Annotated in this window: 14 protein-coding genes; 10 read left to right on the forward strand and 4 right to left on the reverse strand. The window is 61.2% G+C overall.

The window, feature by feature from the left end; translation table 11 throughout:
- Positions 1-15: 15 nt before the first annotated feature.
- The 8 genes from tssE (at position 16) to HX801_RS16705 (ending at position 13336) form a co-directional block, all read left to right on the forward strand.
- The gene (tssE, locus tag HX801_RS16670; RefSeq protein WP_003213348.1) at positions 16-531 is read left to right on the forward strand and encodes a type VI secretion system baseplate subunit TssE; all 516 of its coding nucleotides are present in this window, start codon (positions 16-18) and stop codon (positions 529-531) included.
- Complete coding sequence (gene tssF / locus HX801_RS16675) at positions 528-2387, forward strand: type VI secretion system baseplate subunit TssF (RefSeq protein WP_063033828.1); 1860 nt, start codon at positions 528-530, stop codon at positions 2385-2387. Before tssE ends, tssF begins: the two co-directional genes overlap by 4 nt.
- Positions 2351-3394, forward strand: coding sequence for a type VI secretion system baseplate subunit TssG (gene tssG, locus HX801_RS16680; protein ID WP_177020303.1), 1044 nt, complete (start codon positions 2351-2353; stop codon positions 3392-3394). The genes tssF and tssG overlap by 37 nt, the downstream gene beginning before the upstream one ends.
- The gene (gene tssH / locus HX801_RS16685) at positions 3387-6044 is read left to right on the forward strand and encodes a type VI secretion system ATPase TssH (protein ID WP_177022391.1); all 2658 of its coding nucleotides are present in this window, start codon (positions 3387-3389) and stop codon (positions 6042-6044) included. Before tssG ends, tssH begins: the two co-directional genes overlap by 8 nt.
- A 158-nt stretch (positions 6045-6202) precedes the next feature.
- Positions 6203-8143 (forward strand): type VI secretion system Vgr family protein, encoded by a 1941-nt coding sequence (locus tag HX801_RS16690; protein WP_003213354.1) that lies wholly within the window; start codon positions 6203-6205, stop codon positions 8141-8143.
- A gap of 15 nt (positions 8144-8158) precedes the next feature.
- Positions 8159-8593, forward strand: coding sequence for a DcrB-related protein (locus HX801_RS16695; RefSeq protein WP_003213356.1), 435 nt, complete (start codon positions 8159-8161; stop codon positions 8591-8593).
- Between the two features lie 12 nt (positions 8594-8605).
- A complete protein-coding gene (locus HX801_RS16700; protein ID WP_177022392.1) occupies positions 8606-12913 on the forward strand; it encodes an RHS repeat-associated core domain-containing protein in 4308 nt (1435 codons plus the stop codon).
- 15 nt (positions 12914-12928) lie between these two features.
- A complete protein-coding gene (locus tag HX801_RS16705; protein WP_003213360.1) occupies positions 12929-13336 on the forward strand; it encodes a hypothetical protein in 408 nt (135 codons plus the stop codon).
- Between the two features lie 117 nt (positions 13337-13453).
- On the opposite strand, the gene HX801_RS16710 is transcribed toward HX801_RS16705, so the two are convergent.
- The 3 genes from HX801_RS16710 to HX801_RS16720 all read right to left on the reverse strand — a co-directional run bounded on the left by HX801_RS16710 (position 13454) and on the right by HX801_RS16720 (position 15285).
- On the reverse strand, positions 13454-13729 hold the full coding sequence (locus HX801_RS16710) for an HU family DNA-binding protein (RefSeq protein WP_003213368.1): 276 nt from the start codon (positions 13727-13729) through the stop codon (positions 13454-13456).
- 191 nt (positions 13730-13920) lie between these two features.
- Entirely contained in the window at positions 13921-15069 is a 1149-nt protein-coding gene (locus HX801_RS16715; RefSeq protein ID WP_003213371.1) for an NAD(P)/FAD-dependent oxidoreductase, read from the reverse strand.
- A 48-nt stretch (positions 15070-15117) separates the two neighbouring features.
- Entirely contained in the window at positions 15118-15285 is a 168-nt protein-coding gene (locus tag HX801_RS16720; protein WP_003213373.1) for a rubredoxin, read from the reverse strand.
- A 195-nt stretch (positions 15286-15480) separates the two neighbouring features.
- Between HX801_RS16720 and HX801_RS16725 the strand changes: the two genes are divergently transcribed.
- Positions 15481-16044 carry a chorismate lyase gene (locus HX801_RS16725; RefSeq protein WP_177022393.1) on the forward strand — a complete coding sequence of 188 codons (564 nt, stop codon included), beginning with the start codon at positions 15481-15483 and terminating at the stop codon, positions 16042-16044.
- The gene (gene ubiA / locus HX801_RS16730) at positions 16044-16934 is read left to right on the forward strand and encodes a 4-hydroxybenzoate octaprenyltransferase (RefSeq protein WP_003213378.1); all 891 of its coding nucleotides are present in this window, start codon (positions 16044-16046) and stop codon (positions 16932-16934) included. The genes HX801_RS16725 and ubiA overlap by 1 nt, the downstream gene beginning before the upstream one ends.
- 33 nt (positions 16935-16967) lie before the next feature.
- Here the strand turns inward: ubiA and HX801_RS16735 are convergent, their stop codons facing one another.
- Entirely contained in the window at positions 16968-17348 is a 381-nt protein-coding gene (locus HX801_RS16735) for a hypothetical protein (RefSeq protein WP_003213380.1), read from the reverse strand.
- Position 17349 lies beyond the last annotated feature (1 nt).

Here is a 17349-nt window from a genome sequence, read left to right on the forward strand (position 1 = left end):
CGTGGAGCTGCTTTGGTGGTAACTGAAATTGCTTCCCGCGATCGCCTGCAACCGTCCCTGCTGGACCGGTTGACTGACGATGACCCGACCAATCCCAAGGAAAGCGCCGACAAACGCGTGCTGTCCCTGAGCCAATTGAAAGCCTCGGTGCTGCGTGACCTGACGTGGCTGCTCAACACCACTTCACTGCTCAACGCCGATGCCACGCTGCACACGCCTGCCGGTACGTCGGTGGTCAATTACGGGCTGCCGGCGCTGGCGGGCAACAGTGTCTCCAGTGTCGACATCAGCGCCCTGGAAGCCTTGATTCGACAAGCCATCGCCACCTTCGAGCCGCGCATCCTGCGCCACACCTTGCGGGTCAAGGCACGCGTCGGCCACGGTGAGATGAACCACAACGCCCTGAGTTTCGAGATCGAAGGCGACCTGTGGGCGCAGCCGGTGCCGTTGCGCCTGTTGCTGCAAACCGACCTGGACCTGGAGTCCGGCCATGTGCGTGTGGTGAACGCCGACCAGCGGAGACGCCCATGAACCCGCGCTTGCTGGAGCTGTATAACCAGGAACTGCACCACGTGCGCGAAAGCGCCGCCGAGTTCGCCAAGGAATACCCGAAGATCGCCAGTCGGCTGACCCTGTCCGGCATGGACTGCGCCGACCCGTACGTCGAGCGTTTGCTCGAAGGCTTTGCGTATCTCACGGCCCGGGTCCAGCTCAAGCTCGACGCCGAGTACCCGACCTTCACCAACAACCTGCTGGAGATCGCCTACCCGCACTACCTGGCGCCGACCCCGTCGATGACCGTGGTGCAGTTGCAGGCCGATCCCGATGAAGGCTCCCTGGCCAGTGGTTTTCCACTGCCCCGCGACACCGTCCTGCGCGCCGCCTTGGGCCGCGAAACCCAGACCTGCTGCGAGTACCGCACCGCGCACCCGGTGACGCTGTGGCCGTTGCAGGTCGCCCAGGCCGAGTACTTCGGCAACCCGTCCGCCGTGCTCGGGCGGTTGGCCGCCAGCGAACCCAAGGCCAAGGCCGGCCTGCGCCTGACCTTGCGTACCGGCGCCGAGCTGCCGTTCAACAGCCTGGCGCTGGATAATTTGCCGCTGTACCTCAGCGGTGCCGACGAACAACCGTTCCGCCTCTACGAACAACTGCTGGGCAATGCCTGCGCGGTGTTCGCGCGCAAGCCCGGTGGTGATTGGGTGGAACGCCTGCCGCCGGATGCCTTGCGCTCCCGGGGTTTCGATGACGCCGATGCGGCAATGCCGGTGGTGCCTCGGGCATTCCAGGGCTATCGCTTGCTCCAGGAATACTTCGCCCTGCCCCACCGTTTTCTATTCGTTGAATTCGCTGAACTGAGCCGTGCAGTCAAACGCTGTGACGGCCAGGAACTGGAACTGATCGTGCTGTTCGACCGTCACGATCCAAGCCTGGAAGGCAGCGTCGGCAAGGCGCAATTCGTGCCGTTCTGCACCCCAGCAATCAACCTGTTTCCCAAGCGTGTGGACCGGATTCACTTGTCCGAGCGGGTCAACGAACACCATGTGATCGCCGACCGCACGCGACCGATGGATTTCGAGATTCACTCCTTGAGCGGCATCACGGGCCACGGCACCGGACCGGAGCAGCCGTTCCTGCCGTTCTATGCAGTACGCGATCCGTCGCGCTATGGCCGTGACCAGGCTTACTACACGGTGCGTCGCGAACCCCGCGTGTTGTCCAGCGACCAGCGCCGCAACGGGCCGCGCTCCACCTATGTGGGCAGCGAAACCTTCGTCAGCCTGGTGGACACCCAGCAAGCCCCGTACCGCCATGACCTGCGCCAACTGGGCGTGACCGCACTGTGCACTAACCGCGACTTGCCGCTGTTCATGAGCGTGGGCAACGGCAAGACCGACTTCACCCTGGCCGACAGTGCGCCGGTCTTGGCCGTGCGCTGCGTCGCCGGGCCAAGCCGCCCGCGCGCCAGCCATGCCCATGACGCCAAGGCCTGGCGCCTGATCAGCCAGTTGTCGTTGAACTACCTGTCGCTGAGCGAGCAAGGCCAGGGCGCCGCCGCGCTGCGTGAACTGCTGCGCCTGTATGGCGACAGCAACGACGCCGCCCTGCAATTGCAGATCGAAGGCCTGCGGGAAGTCAGCAGCAAGGCGGTGACCCGGCGCCTGCCGATGCCCGGCCCGATCGTGTTTGGCCGCGGCCTTGAGATCACTCTGGAATTTGATGAAAACGCGTTCCGCGGCACCGGCGTGTTCCTGCTCGGTGCGGTGTTTGAACGGTTCCTGGCACGCTACGTGTCGATCAACAGTTTTACCGAGACGGTGATCCGTACCACCGAACGCGGCGAGATCATGCGATGGAAAGCCAAGCCCGGACGCCGTCCGACCCTGTGAGTACCCTGGATGCAATGCATCAGGAGCCCTGGGAATATGACTTCTTCCAGGCGCTGCGGCGTATCGAGTGCGAATCGCCGGACCTGCCACGCCTGGGGCACTCCCTGCGCCTGGCGGATGACCCGCTGCGTCTCGGGCAGCAGGCCGATTGCACCTTTGCGCCGGCCACATTGGCCTCGGTCGAACCTGGGGCTGAAGGCCAGCCGGCACGGCTGGAGCAGTTCTTCTTCGGCCTCGGCGGCCCCAACGGCCCGCTGCCGCTGCACATCACCGAGTACGTGCGTGAGCGCCAGCGCAACAACGCCGACAGCACCAGCAAGCGCTTCCTGGATGTGTTCCACCACCGCCTGTTGACCCTGTTTTATCGCGCCTGGGCCGAGGCGCGGCCTACCGTCAGCCATGATCGCCCGGACGATGACTACTGGTCGGCGCGCCTCGCCGCATTGAGCGGTCGCGGCACCCCGAGCCTGCTCAACCAGGGCCTGATCCCCGACACGGCGAAGCTGCATTACAGCGGCCACCTGTCGGCACAAACCCGCTATCCGGACGGCCTGAAGGCGATTCTCGGCGAGTACTTCGGCCTGCCGGTGGAGATCGAAGAGTACGTCGGCCAATGGCTGGAGCTGCCCGAACGCAGCCGCGTGAGTGTCAGCGCCAACCAGCTGGGCGTGGACTTTTGCCTGGGCAGCCACGTGTGGGACCGCCAGCATAAATTCCGCATTCGCCTGGGCCCGCTGAAGCTCGATGACTACATGGGCATGCTGCCCGGCAGCCAGCCGTTCAACGAGCTGGTGGCGTGGGTCGCCGAGTACCTGGGCCACGAACTGGACTGGGACCTGAACCTGGTTCTGCAACAACCGGAAGTGCCGGCCCTGCAACTCAACGGCCAGTTCCGCCTGGGCTTCAACACCTGGCTCGGCCAACCCGAGCATGACGCCAACGACCTAATCCTGGCCCGGCATTACGCCGAACACGCCAACACCTCAAGGAATCCAGAGCATGGGTGAAATCAGTCGCGCCGCACTGTTCGGCAAACTCAACAGCGTGGCCTACAAGGCCATCGAAGCCGCCACCGTGTTCTGCAAGCTGCGGGGCAACCCGTATGTGGAACTGGCCCACTGGTTTCACCAGTTGCTGCAACTGCAGGACTCTGACCTGCATCGCATTATCCGTCAGTTCAACGTCGAACCGGCACGCCTGGCCCGCGACCTGACCGAAGCCCTGGACCGCCTGCCCCGTGGCTCGACGTCGATCACTGACTTGTCGTCCCATGTGGAAGAAGCGGTCGAGCGCGGCTGGGTCTACGGCAGCCTGATGTTTGGTGAAAGCCAGGTGCGCACCGGTTACCTGGTGCTGGGGATTCTCAAGACGCCGAGCCTGCGCCATGCGCTGCTGGGCTTGTCCGGTGAGTTCGACAAGATCAAGGCCGAAGCCCTGAGCGAACGCTTTGATGAATACGTCGGCGACTCGCCCGAAAATGCACTGAGTGCCAGCGACGGTTTCAACGCCGGTGCTGTACCGGGCGAGGCCAGCGGCGCCATGGCCCCGAGCGCGATGGGCAAGCAGGAAGCCCTCAAGCGCTTCACCGTCGACCTGACCGAACAGGCCCGCAGCGGCAAGCTCGACCCGATCGTCGGGCGTGACGAAGAGATCCGCCAACTGGTGGACATCCTCATGCGTCGCCGCCAGAACAACCCGATCCTTACCGGTGAAGCCGGCGTCGGCAAGACCGCCGTGGTCGAAGGCTTCGCCCTGCGCATCGTCGCCGGCGACGTACCACCCGCGCTGAAAGATGTGGAACTGCGCAGCCTCGATGTCGGCCTGCTGCAAGCCGGCGCCAGCATGAAAGGCGAGTTCGAACAGCGCCTGCGCCAGGTCATCGAAGACGTCCAGGCCTCGCCGAAACCGATCATCCTGTTTATCGACGAAGCCCACACCCTGGTAGGTGCCGGTGGCGCCGCCGGGACCGGTGACGCGGCCAACCTGCTTAAACCCGCCCTCGCCCGCGGCACCTTGCGTACCGTGGCCGCCACCACCTGGGCCGAGTACAAGAAGCACATCGAAAAAGACCCGGCCCTGACCCGTCGCTTCCAGGTGGTGCAAGTGGCCGAGCCGTCTGAAGAAAAGGCGTTGCTGATGATGCGCGGCGTGGCCTCGACCATGGAAAAACACCATCAGGTGCAGATCCTCGACGAAGCGCTGGAAGCGTCAGTGAAGCTGTCCCACCGCTACATTCCGGCGCGTCAATTGCCGGACAAATCCGTGAGCCTGCTGGACACCGCCTGCGCCCGCGTCGCCATCAGCCTGCACGCGGTGCCGGCAGAAGTCGACGACAGCCGCCGCCGTATCGAGGCACTGGAAACCGAGCTGCAAATCATCGCCCGCGAGCACGCGATCGGCATCGCCATCGGTGCGCGCCAGACCAACAGCGAAGCGCTGCTGAGCGCCGAACGCGAGCGCCTGGCCACCCTGGAAAGCCGTTGGGCCGAAGAGAAAACCCTGGTGGATGAGTTGCTCGCCACCCGTGCGACGTTGCGCGAAAAATCCGGTGTCGTGGACAGCGGCGATGATCAATTGCGTGCCCAATTGGTAGACCTGCAACAACGCCTTAGCACCCTGCAAGGTGAAACTCCGCTGATCCTGCCGACCGTGGATTACCAGGCCGTGGCCTCGGTGGTCGCCGACTGGACCGGCATCCCGGTGGGCCGCATGGCCCGCAACGAACTGGAGACAGTGCTCAACCTCGACCAGCACCTGAAGAAACGCATCATCGGCCAGGACCACGCCTTGCAGATGATCGCCAAGCGCATCCAGACCTCCCGCGCCGGCCTCGACAACCCGAGCAAGCCGATTGGCGTGTTCATGCTCGCCGGCACCTCCGGCGTGGGCAAGACCGAAACCGCCCTGGCCCTGGCCGAAGCCATGTACGGCGGTGAGCAGAACGTGATCACCATCAACATGAGCGAGTTCCAGGAAGCCCACACCGTGTCCACCCTCAAGGGCGCGCCACCAGGCTACATCGGCTACGGCGAGGGCGGCGTGCTGACCGAAGCCGTGCGGCGCAAACCCTACAGCGTGGTGCTGCTGGACGAGGTGGAAAAAGCCCACCCGGACGTGCATGAAATCTTCTTCCAGGTGTTCGACAAAGGCGTGATGGAAGACGGCGAAGGCCGGGTGATCGACTTCAAGAACACCTTGATCCTGCTGACCACCAACGCCGGTACCGAGTTGATTTCCCAGGTCTGCAAAGACCCGGCGAACATCCCCGAGCCCGAGGAAATCGCCAAGGCCCTGCGCCAGCCGCTGCTGGAGATTTTCCCGCCGGCGCTGCTCGGCCGCCTGGTGACCATTCCGTACTACCCGCTGAGCGACGAGATGCTGAAAGCGATCACCCGCCTGCAACTCAACCGCATCAAGAAGCGCGTGGAGAACACCCACAAAGTCGCCTTCCATTACGACGACGACGTGGTCGACCTGATCGTGTCCCGCTGCACCGAAACCGAAAGCGGCGGGCGGATGATCGACACCATCCTCACCAACAGCCTGCTGCCGGACATGAGTCGCGAATTCCTCACCCGCATGCTCGAAGGCAAGGCGCTGGCGGGCGTGCGAATCAGCACACGGGATAACGAATTGCACTACGACTTCAACGATTGACCTGACGGAATGCGATCAAAACTGTGGGAGCGGGCGTGCTCGCGAAGGCGGTGCATCAGTTGATGCATCCAGTGGCTGATTCACCGCATTCGCGAGCACGCCCGCTCCCACAGTTGGAGCCGGTTCCTACAGTTATTAAGCTATTTACGGGTTAACCGATGTTATTCAACCAAGCCTCACGCCTGGCCAAGATCACCAGCCCCCTGGGGCCGGATGTGCTGCTGCTCAATGAAATGGGTGGCGGCGAAGAGCTGGGTCGGCTGTTCAATTTCGAACTGCAGCTGACCTCGCTGGACGCCAACATCGACCTCAACCAGTTGCTGGGCAAGCCCATGAGCCTGAACCTGCAACTGGCGGACGGTGGCGAGCGGCACTTCCACGGCATCGTCGCCCGCTGCAGCCAGAACATCGACCAGGGCCAGTTCGCCAGCTATCAGGTGACTTTGCGCCCGTGGTTGTGGCTGCTGAGCCGCACCTCCGACTGCCGGATTTTCCAGAACCTGAGCATCCCGCAGATCATCAAGCAGGTGTTTCGCGACCTGGGTTTTTCCGACTTCGAAGACGCCTTGAGCCGCCCGTACCGCGAGTGGGAATACTGCGTGCAGTACCGCGAGACCAGCTTCGATTTCGTCAGCCGCCTGATGGAACAGGAAGGCATCTACTACTTCTTCCGCCACGAGCAGGACCGCCACGTGCTGGTGCTGGCCGATGCCTACGGTGCCCACGCCAACGTGCCCGGCTACGCCTCGGTGCCTTACTACCCCAAGGACGAGCAGCAGCGCGAACGCGACCATATGCACAACTGGCACCTGGCACAGGAAGTACAGCCCGGCTCCCTTGAGCTCAACGACTACGACTTCCAGCGCCCCAGCGCGAGCATCGACGTACGCTCGGCCATGCCGCGCCCGCACACCGCCGGCGACTACCCGCTGTACGACTACCCCGGCACCTACGTCAAAAGCGAAGACGGCGAACACTACGCCCGCACCCGCATCGAAGCCCTGCAAACCCTGCACGAACAAGTGGAGTTCAGCGGCAACGCCCGGGGCCTGGGTTCCGGCCACCTGTTCAGCCTCACCGGCTTCAGTCGCCGCGACCAGAACCGCGAATACCTGATCGTCGGCGCCCGCTACTACATCTCCCAGGAAAGCCTCGAAAGCGGCGGTGGCGCGCCTTCGGCGCAGTTCGAAAGCACCCTTACCTGCATCGACGCGCAACAGAGTTTCCGCCCACTGGCCAACACCTACCGGCCCATCGTCAAAGGCCCGCAGACCGCGCTGGTAGTGGGCCCCAAGGGCGAAGAAATCTGGACCGACCAATATGGCCGGGTCAAGGTGCATTTCTATTGGGACCGCCACGACCAGTCCAACGAAAACAGCTCATGCTGGATTCGCGTATCGCAGTCCTGGGCCGGAAAAAACTGGGGCTCGATGCAGATCCCGCGGATCGGCCAGGAAGTGATTGTGAGCTTCCTGGAAGGCGATCCCGACCGGCCGATCATCACCGGCCGGGTGTACAACGCCGAGCAGACCGTGCCTTACGACTTGCCGGAAAACGCCACCCAAAGCGGGATGAAAAGCCGCTCCAGCAAAGGCGGCACACCGGCCAACTTCAATGAAATCCGCATGGAGGACAAGAAGGGGTTGGAGCAGCTGTACATCCATGCCGAGCGCAATCAGGACATCGTGGTGGAGGTGGATGAAAGCCATTCGGTGGGGCATGACCGGAACAAGAGTATTGGACATAACGAGACGGTGACGATTGGGAACAATCGAGTGCGCATCGTCAAGCATCAAGACATCCTCTCGGTGGGCCAGAGAAAGACCGACAGCATCAGCCAGAGCTACGTGATTGAAGTGGGCGAAAACCTGCGATTGGTCTGCGGTAAAAGCATCCTGGAGTTGAACGCCAGCGGGCAGATCAACCTGAGTGGCGTAAATATCAGCTTCCACGCCAGCGGCGATGCCGAATTCAATACCGGCGGCGTCCTGCACCTGAACAACGGCGGCGGCCCCGGCGCAACACCCGATGGTCAGGGCATGAAAGCCAGCATCGACGCCAATATCAAAGCCGCGTTCCCCGCGCCTAAAAGCTCCTGACGAGACCTGTTTTCCATGACGTACCGAATTAACGAATTTCAGTTCCAACTGCCGGCCGGCGAGCTGCAGGACGCTACGATCAATATCCTCAAGTTCCCCGAGCTGGGCACTTCCTTGATCATCAGCCGCAGCTTCCTCACCGATGGCGAAACCCTGCACAGCAACTTCGACGAACAGCTCAAACGCCTGGAAAAACAGGTGCAGGATTTGCGCTATCAACCGGGCGTCGGTGTCCGTCTAGGTGCAACAAAGGAAGTAGAAGGCATAGAGCTCCGCAGCCAGTTCAGCAAGGGCAGTGACAAGGTGTTCCAGTACCAACTGGCTCTGGTAATCCCGGGCACACGCAAGATGCTCGCCTTGAGTTATGTGAAGGCAGACAAGCTGGGCGATGCCGAGGCGGCGCACTGGGCGACGATCAAAAACTCATTGTCGTTCGACGCGATTTCCTGATGGGCACCATGCATGTCTGATGCTCTATGGGCCGCTCGCATGGGCGACGCGCTCTCCCACACCTCAATGATGGCCGACATCCTCGGCGGTGTGTTGGAGGTGGCGGCCAATATCGCGATCACTGCAGTAGCGACTGCTGCCGTGGTGGCTGCTACCGGTATCACCGTCGCTACCGGCGGACTCGGATGCGTCCTGCTCGGCGCAGTGGTGGGCACAGTTGTCGGCCTTCTCATGAGCAAGAGCGGGGCGGACAAAGGCCTCACCAATTTATGCGACAGCTTCAGCAACGCCCTGTTTCCGCCCACGGTACAGGCGAATATTCTCACCGGTGCCACCGATACCCTGACCAACAACCTTCCCGCCGCACGTGCCGCGGGGGCGATCAGCTCGCATGTCGCGCCAGCCGGAACCGAACTGGAAGAACCCGCACCCGAACCAGAAGCCAGTTATCTGGATATGGCCGAGAGCTTCTTCTCCCAAATGTGGCGCCCCACGGTGGCTACTCCCACACCAGGAGCCGTGCCCAAGCCTCTGGACTTGGTCACCTGCATGAAGCATCCACCGATGCCTCCGCAGTTCCTGGCCGAGGGTTCGGATAAGGTCACGATCAATGGCCAGCCTGCGGTGCGCAGTGGTGATCGTAGTACCTGCGATGCAACAGTGGTGTCGTCCGGGTTGATTTCATCGAACGTGACCATTGGCGGCGGGTCAGTGGTGGTGCGGGAAATACGCAGTGGCAAGACGCCGGGCGTGGGGTTGGCGGTCACCGCGTTACTGATGCTCAAGGGCGGCAAGGGCAAGTTCTTCAGCAAGTTGCCGTGCATGCTGATTGGCGGGGCTACTTCGATGGCCGTCAGCAGCGCGATGGACGCGATGACCAACGCTGCCATGGGCTCGTCGAATCCGGTGCATGCTGCAACGGGAGCGAAGGTGCTGGGCGGCACCGATGAACTGGATTTTGTACTGCCCGCCATCCTGCCGATTGACTGGCAACGCTTCTACAACAGCCGCGACGAACGCCCAGGCACACTGTTCGGTACAGGCTGGAGTGTGGCTTATGAAGTATGCGTCGAAATCCAACCTCATCCAGAAGGCGGTGAAGCGCTGGTCTACACCGACGAGCAGGGGCGCCCTATCGACATGGGCTCGATCCCGTTGGGGGGGGCGGTGTTCAGCCCCGGCGAAGGGCTCTCTGTGCGTCGGCACCTCAACGGGCAGTTGCTGATTGAAAGTGACGACGGCCTATATCGTTTGTTTGAGCCCACAGCCAACCCGTCGCTGCTGCGCCTGATTCAACTTGGCGACCGCAACGACAACCGCATTCATCTCGACTACGACCAGGCCGGACGCCTGGTACGCCTGCGCGATACCTTCGACTTGGTGCAGGTCGAGTTGATACGCGAACATGAGCACGTCACTCGCGTCGAACGCCTATTCCCAGATCAACGTCGCGAAGTGCTCGTCAGCTACGGCTATGACGCCAGGGCCAATCTGGCAGAGGTGCGCGATGCCTCTGGCCAGGTGCAGCGGCGCTTCACGTACGATGCCGGGCACCGAATGGTGGAGCATCAGTTACCCACCGGGTTGCGGTGCTTCTATGAATGGGCACTGATTGAAAACTCAGAGTGGCGAGTCGTCCGACACTGGACCGATGAAGGTGACTCCTACCAGTTCGACTATGACTTGAAGGCGGGCCTCACCCGTATCATCGACGGCTTACAGCGCGTCAGCACCCGACATTGGAATACTCAGCACCAGATCATTCAATACAGCGATAAGCTGGGGCAAACCTGGCTGTTCGAGTGGAATGACGAACGCCAACTTCTCAGCGCCACCGACCCGCAAGGTGGACGCTATGAATACAAGCATGATGACGCCGGCAACCTGATCGGCGAAACGGACCCGTTGGGCCGCAGCGATTCAACGTTGTGGCTTGAACACTGGGCGTTACCCCTGGTGGAGACCGACGCCGCCGGCAACAGTTGGCAGTATCGCTATGATCCTCGCGGCAATTGCGTTGCCGAAACCGACCCGCTGGGCCACATCACCCGCTATCGCTATGACGCCCACGGCCAGGTCGTGGAAATCATCGACGCCTCCGGTAAAAGCAAAAAACTGCGTTGGAATCCGTTCGGGCAATTGGTCGAACACATTGATTGCTCGGGTTATCCCACGCGTTTCAGCTACGACGAGCGCGGCTATCTGCAGGTGATCACCGACGCGCTTGGCGAGCGCACTCAACTCAGCTACGACCTCCAGGGGCGCTTACTCAGCAACCAACTGCCGGACGGTCGCATCGAGCTGTTTCAACGCGATGTCAGCGGCCAACTCGTGGGGTACACCGACCCTGCCGGACATACCACGCTCTACCAGCACAATCGACGTGGCCAGATAAGCCTGCGCACCGACGCTCATGGCCGGCAGGTGAAGTTCGGCTATGACAGCTATGGGCGCCTGCAAGCACTGACCAACGAGAACGGCGAACGTTATCTCTTTGCCTGGGACGCCGGGGATCGGCTGACTGAGCAGCAAGACCTCGATGGCAGTGCCAAAAGCTACACCTACAATCCACTGGACCATATCACCACGGTGACCGCCACTCCGGCCCCCTACGGCAACGGGCTAGGCCTGGTTCCCGAGACGCCGCCAGCGCCCATTGTCCATCAAATGGAACGTGACGCAGTAGGTCGGCTGATCGCCAAAACCACCGACGATGGGCGCACCGACTACGCCTACGACCCGCTGGACCAGCTCACCGCCGTCACCTTCACCGACCTGCTGGGCAATACCCAAGCCCTTGGTTTCGCTTACGACGCCCTCGGCCAAATGCTTGCCGAACAGAGTTCTATGGGCACCCTGCAGCACCACTACGACGAACTCGGTAATCTTATCCAGACCCAGATACCCGACGGACGCTGGCTCAATCGCCTGTACTACGGCAGCGGTCACTTGCATCAGGTCAATCTCGACGGCCAGGTCATCAGCGACTTTGAACGCGACCGCCTGCACCGCGAAGTACTGCGCACCCAAGGCCGACTCAGCACCCGCAGTGAGTATGACCGCAGCGGCCGTCTACGCTCACGCCAACACCGCCTTACAGGCCTGCCATCGTTGATGCCAGCGACAGCGCAAAAGCAGTTCGAGTATGACCCTGCCGACAACTTGGTCGGCAAGTTCGACCAGCAATCTGCCATACAACATCGCCAACTGCTGCACTACGATGCCACTGGCCGCATCATCGCCAGCCAGGACAGCCTGCACGGCCAGCGCGAAACGTTTGCCTACGATGCCGCCGCCAACCTGCTGGATGGCCCGCAGTCAGGCGCTGGGCTGGTCGTGCATAACAAACTGCTGACCTATCAGGACAAGCGTTATCGCTATGACGCGTTCGGTCGGATGATCGAAAAACGCAGCGCAGCGCGTGGCTTGCAACGCTTCGCCTACGATGCAGAAAGCCGGCTGATTGAAGTGCGCAATGAAAACGGCAGCGTAGTCAGGATGATCTACGACCCGTTGGGCCGACGCATTGAGAAAACCGAACATGGCAACGACGGCTATCCCCTGGGGGAAACCCGGTTTACCTGGGATGGGCTGCGGTTATTGCAGGAGCATAAACACAGCCAGACCAGTCTTTACATCTATGAAGATGAAGGCAGCGAACCCTTGGCTCGCGTTGACGGCACCGGGCCGCTGCAGAAAATCCGCTACTACCACAACGACCTCAACGGACTGCCGGAGCAACTGACTGAAGCTGACGGGCATAATGTCTGGCGCGCGACATATCGTGTGTGGGGCAATACGGTTGAGGAAGTGCGCGAGCCGTACTACATCGAAGAACAGAACCTGCGCTTTCAGGGGCAGTATCTGGACCGGGAGACGGGGCTGCATTTCAATACTTTCAGGTTTTATGATCCGGACGTGGGACGGTTTACGACACCGGATCCGATTGAGTTTGACGGCGGGATCAATTTTTATCAGTACGCCCCCAATCCAATATCCTGGATTGATCCATGGGGACTGGCCCCCGAGCTTTATTACCTGATTGCGAAAAAGGACGGCTTTTATGACGAGATGGCATGGGGCCATAAAAAGCCAATAGGCCAAGTCTATTTGAAAAAAGGTGAAGTTTGGAAAGTCGGTGAAACCGTCAATCCGAATCGGCGATATACCCAAAAGTGGCTGAAATCCAAAAATCTTGCCTACAAAAGGGTTATGGCAGCACCGACGAAGGGCAATATGCAGGTATGGGAAAGATTAAAAATCGGAAAATATTTTAAACGCCGAGGAAAACTACCCCCGGGCAACAAATGCAGGCACTGACATAAGGAATACTTTATGCGAGTCGATACGACATCGGACTCACCGAGTTGGACAAAGGTCTTTGAAATCACCGACGAGCTAAATGGCCTGAGTGAGATTCTTGAAAAAAAGTATCCCACCCTCGACTGGGAACTGGCGGTCTGCATGCGATGCCTGCCGAAGAACCTGGAACGAAAAACATTTTGCCGTTATTACGCAAAAGACAAAATGTTCGGTCTGGATATCGCCATGGACGAGGAAGATTTTGTTCCACTGAAAAAAGACATAGCTGCTCAGCGCAAATTAATAGGTGCGGCATTCATTACATTTTTTGTTGAAAGTATTAAGAAATACGAGAAAAAACTCCCCAATCTGCAACCGGTATCGGCGCAACTAATTGCGGATGTACAGCAATGGTGTATTGAGAACGAGTGGACAGCTTGAAGCTCAACGATTGAGCAAGGATTGCCCACCCACAAAAAATGGGCACCCGACCCAGTCGGCGTGCCCATTTTTCATCCCGCGCTCACACTCGCATGTGCGTAGCGCGTTCTACATGACTTACGGATTGACGCTGTCTTTAAGCGACTTGCCTGGCTTGAACGCAACGGTGTTGCTCGCCTTGATTTTCACCGGCTCGCCGGTTTGCGGGTTTTTGCCGGTGCGGGCGCCGCGGTGGCGCTGCAGGAAGGTGCCGAAGCCCACCAGGGTGACGCTGTCCTTGCGATGCAGCGCACCGGTGATTTCTTCGAGTACGGCGTTGAGTACGCGGTTGGCCTGTTCTTTGGTCAGGTCTGCTTTTTCTGCAATAGCGGCTGCGAGTTCTGGTTTACGCATAAGTGAAGCCTCTTTGACGGTTTTTTGTTGTTATGTCCGTGCTGCTCTCTATCGGAGCAGCGCCCAAGGCGCCGCAGGCTCTACTCTGCGGCAGACGGGAGTGAGGATGGCATGCCATCGGGGCCTGCGCCAGTCTCACGGCGACCTTTCTACGGTCAAAATGATGCTTATTCCGACAGAACGACCAGCATTTACGCCAGCAGCGGCGGAAGTTCTTTGTTGAGGGCCAGTTTTTCCATCACGGCCGTGCCGGTCAGGGCATAACCCAGCAGGCGGCCGCTGGCGTCGCGGCACAGGGCCTTGATGTCGCCGCCCTGCCCTTCGACGCTCCACACACCTTCGGTGCCCCGTGGCGGTGGCGAGACGACCAGCGGGCAGATCGGGGTTTTTACCGTGACGGGCATCGGACCGTAGCTGACGGCCGTCGCGTTACCCGCCAGGGTCTGGGCCAGGGCACGGGCGCAGCTCATCAGGGGCATTACGTACAGCAGGTTCAGGCCATCGACCTCGGCGCAGTCGCCCAGGGCGTAGATGTTGGCGTGGGAGGTCTTGAGGTGGCGGTCCACCATAATCCCACGGTTAATCTGCAACCCGGCGGCGGCGGCCAGGTCGACACGCGGGCGCAGGCCGATAGCAGACACCACCAGGTCACACTGGATCACTTCGCCATCAGACAAGTGGGCTTCCAGGCCGTCAGCGGTGCGCTGCAGGCGATTGAGCACCGGGCCCAGGTGGAAACGCGCCCCCAGGCCTTCCAAACCGGCCTGCACCGCTGCGGCGGCTGCCGGGTGCAGCAGGGTCGGCATAACTTGCTCGCACGGCGCCACCAGGTCGATCTCGTAGCCGCCGAGGATCAGGTCGTTGGCGAACTCACAGCCGATCAGCCCGGCACCCAGCAACAGCACCCGGCGTTTTCCGGCCGCAGCGGCACGAAAGCGTGCGTAGTCTTCGAGGTCGTTGATCGGGAAAATCAGCTCGGCGGCGTCGCCCTGTACCGGCACCCGCACGGTTTCTGCGCCCCAGGCCAGGATCAGGTCGCGATAGGCCACCGCTTCCTCACCGATCCACAAGCGCTTGTGGCCCGGGTCGATGCCGCTGATGCGGGTGTGGGTACGCACTTCGGCCTTCAGTTGCTCGGCCATGGCGCCCGGTTCAGCCATGCTCAGGCCATCGGCTTCCTTGTTCTTGCCAAAGCCGGTGGAAAGCATGGGCTTGGAGTAGGAGCGCCCGTCATCTGCGGTGATCAGCAACAGCGGGGTTTCGCTATCGAGCTTGCGAAACTCCCGAGCCAGGTTGTAACCGGCCAACCCCGTGCCGACGATCACGACAGGTGCGTTCATTCCTTTCTCCTTGTAGTACGTTTCTTGAATTGCGATTTAAATCAGCAATCAGCCGATTTCGATCATTTCGAAATCCATTTTGCCCACGCCGCAGTCCGGGCACAGCCAGTCTTCGGGGACGTCCTGCCACAGGGTGCCCGGCGCGATGCCGTCATCCGGCCATCCGTCTTTCTCGTCGTAGATCAGGCCACAGACGACACATTGCCACTTCTTCATTACTTGTTTCCTCAGGTCCAGGCGCGTTGGCCGACGGTCGATAGATGCAACCTTGCCGTGCGGCTCAGGGCGTTTTGTACTGATCAGCAGGCGCAGATGCAAGCATGATCGACGCATGGGCCTGGCGCACTCCGGCAAAAGTCCAGGGCACCATGGTAAGCTCGCCGCCTCATTAACTGCCAATAATGACCCTCCGTGCCGCATTCAAACGCCCTTCCCGATGCTTGCCGATGGCTGACCCAGAGCCTTCTGAGCCCACTGCCCGCGCCGCTGACACTCAACTGGCTGTTCGATGAAGGTTCGCTGACCCGGCGCCTGACGCGCCTGTCCGACGATGGCTTCAGCGTGACGCCGTTGTTCGAAGGCTGGCAGCCACTGCGAGACGACGAATGCGCCACCCTGGACTTGCCCGCCGCCAGCATCGGCTGGGTGCGCGAGGTGTATTTGCGTGGCCATGGCCAGCCGTGGGTGTTTGCCCGCAGCGTGGCGGCCCGCAGCGCCTTGCAGGGCGACGGCTTGCACATGGATGAGTTGGGCAGCCGGTCTCTCGGGGAATTACTGTTTTGTGACCACGCCTTCACGCGCCAGGCCATCGAGGTGTGCCGCTACCCACGGGAATGGCTGCCCCCGGCGGACCAGGCCGATCACCTGTGGGCACGCCGCTCGCGCTTCGACCGCGGGCCGCTGAGCGTGCTGGTGGCTGAAATCTTCCTGCCGCCCCTGTGGCAAGCCGTGCACGACCATCCGGAGCGTTTCTGATGTACCAGCGCCTGCTCAAATCCCTGAATCACCTGAACCCAAGGGCCTGGGACTTCATCCAGTTGACCCGCATGGACAAGCCCATCGGCATTTACCTGCTGCTGTGGCCCACGCTGTGGGCGCTGTGGATTGCCGGCAAGGGTTCGCCATCGCTGCTCAATATCCTGATCTTCGTGCTCGGCGTGGTACTCACCCGGGCCGGCGGTTGCGTCATCAATGACTGGGCCGATCGCAAGGTCGACGGCCATGTGAAGCGCACCGAACAGCGCCCGCTGGTCAGCGGCAGGATCAGCTCGAAAGAGGCCCTGGTGTTCTTCGCGGTGCTGATGGTCATCAGTTTCCTGCTGGTGCTGCTGACCAACTCCATGACGATCTGGCTGTCTCTGGGCGGCCTCGCGCTGGCGGCCAGCTACCCGTTCATGAAGCGCTACACCTATTACCCGCAGGTGGTATTGGGCGCGGCGTTCTCGTGGGGCATGCCGATGGCGTTCACCGCCGAGACGGGCAGCCTGCCCGCCGCTGCCTGGCTGCTGTACATCGCCAACCTGTTGTGGACGGTGGGTTACGACACGTACTACGCCATGACCGACCGCGACGATGACCTGAAAATCGGGGTCAAATCCACCGCGATTCTGTTCGGCGATGCCGACCGGGTGATCATCCTGACCCTGCAGGGCCTGGCACTGGTGTGCCTGTGGCTGGCGGGGATGCGTTTTGAGTTGGGCGGCTGGTTCCACCTGGGCTTGCTGGCGGCGGCCGGGTGTTTTGCCTGGGAGTTCTGGTACACCCGGGACAAGGACCGGCTCAAATGCTTCAAGGCGTTTTTGCACAACCACTGGGCCGGGTTGGCGATTTTTGTCGGGATTGTCGCGGACTACGGGTTTCGGTGAGAGGCCAGGCCCCTCACCCTTATCCGGCTCACATCAAGGCTTGGCGACCTTCCACGCCCCGTCCATTTTGCCTTCGCCGGTCATGTCACCGGCCTTCTTGTCCATGATGAAGGTGTAGAGCGGCTTGCCGCTGTAGGCCCACTGGCTTTTCTGGTCGTCACGGGTGATCACGGTCCACTTGCCCATGGGCTTGTCGGTGGATTCGGCCATCAACGGCGGCCAGTTGGTGGCGCACTTGTCGTTGCACATGGATTTGCCATCAGCGTCCTTGGCAAAGGTGTAGAGGGTCATGCCGTTGTGGTCCACCAGCATCCCGTCCTTGGTCATCGCCGGGTCTGCCGCAAACGCCAGTGTCGGCAGCGTTAACGCGGCCGTTACCAGCAGGGCTTTCCAGGAAAAAGTACTGTGAGTCATG

The sequence above is a fragment of the Pseudomonas sp. G1002 genome, from assembly GCF_013385455.1.
Lineage (GTDB): Bacteria > Pseudomonadota > Gammaproteobacteria > Pseudomonadales > Pseudomonadaceae > Aquipseudomonas.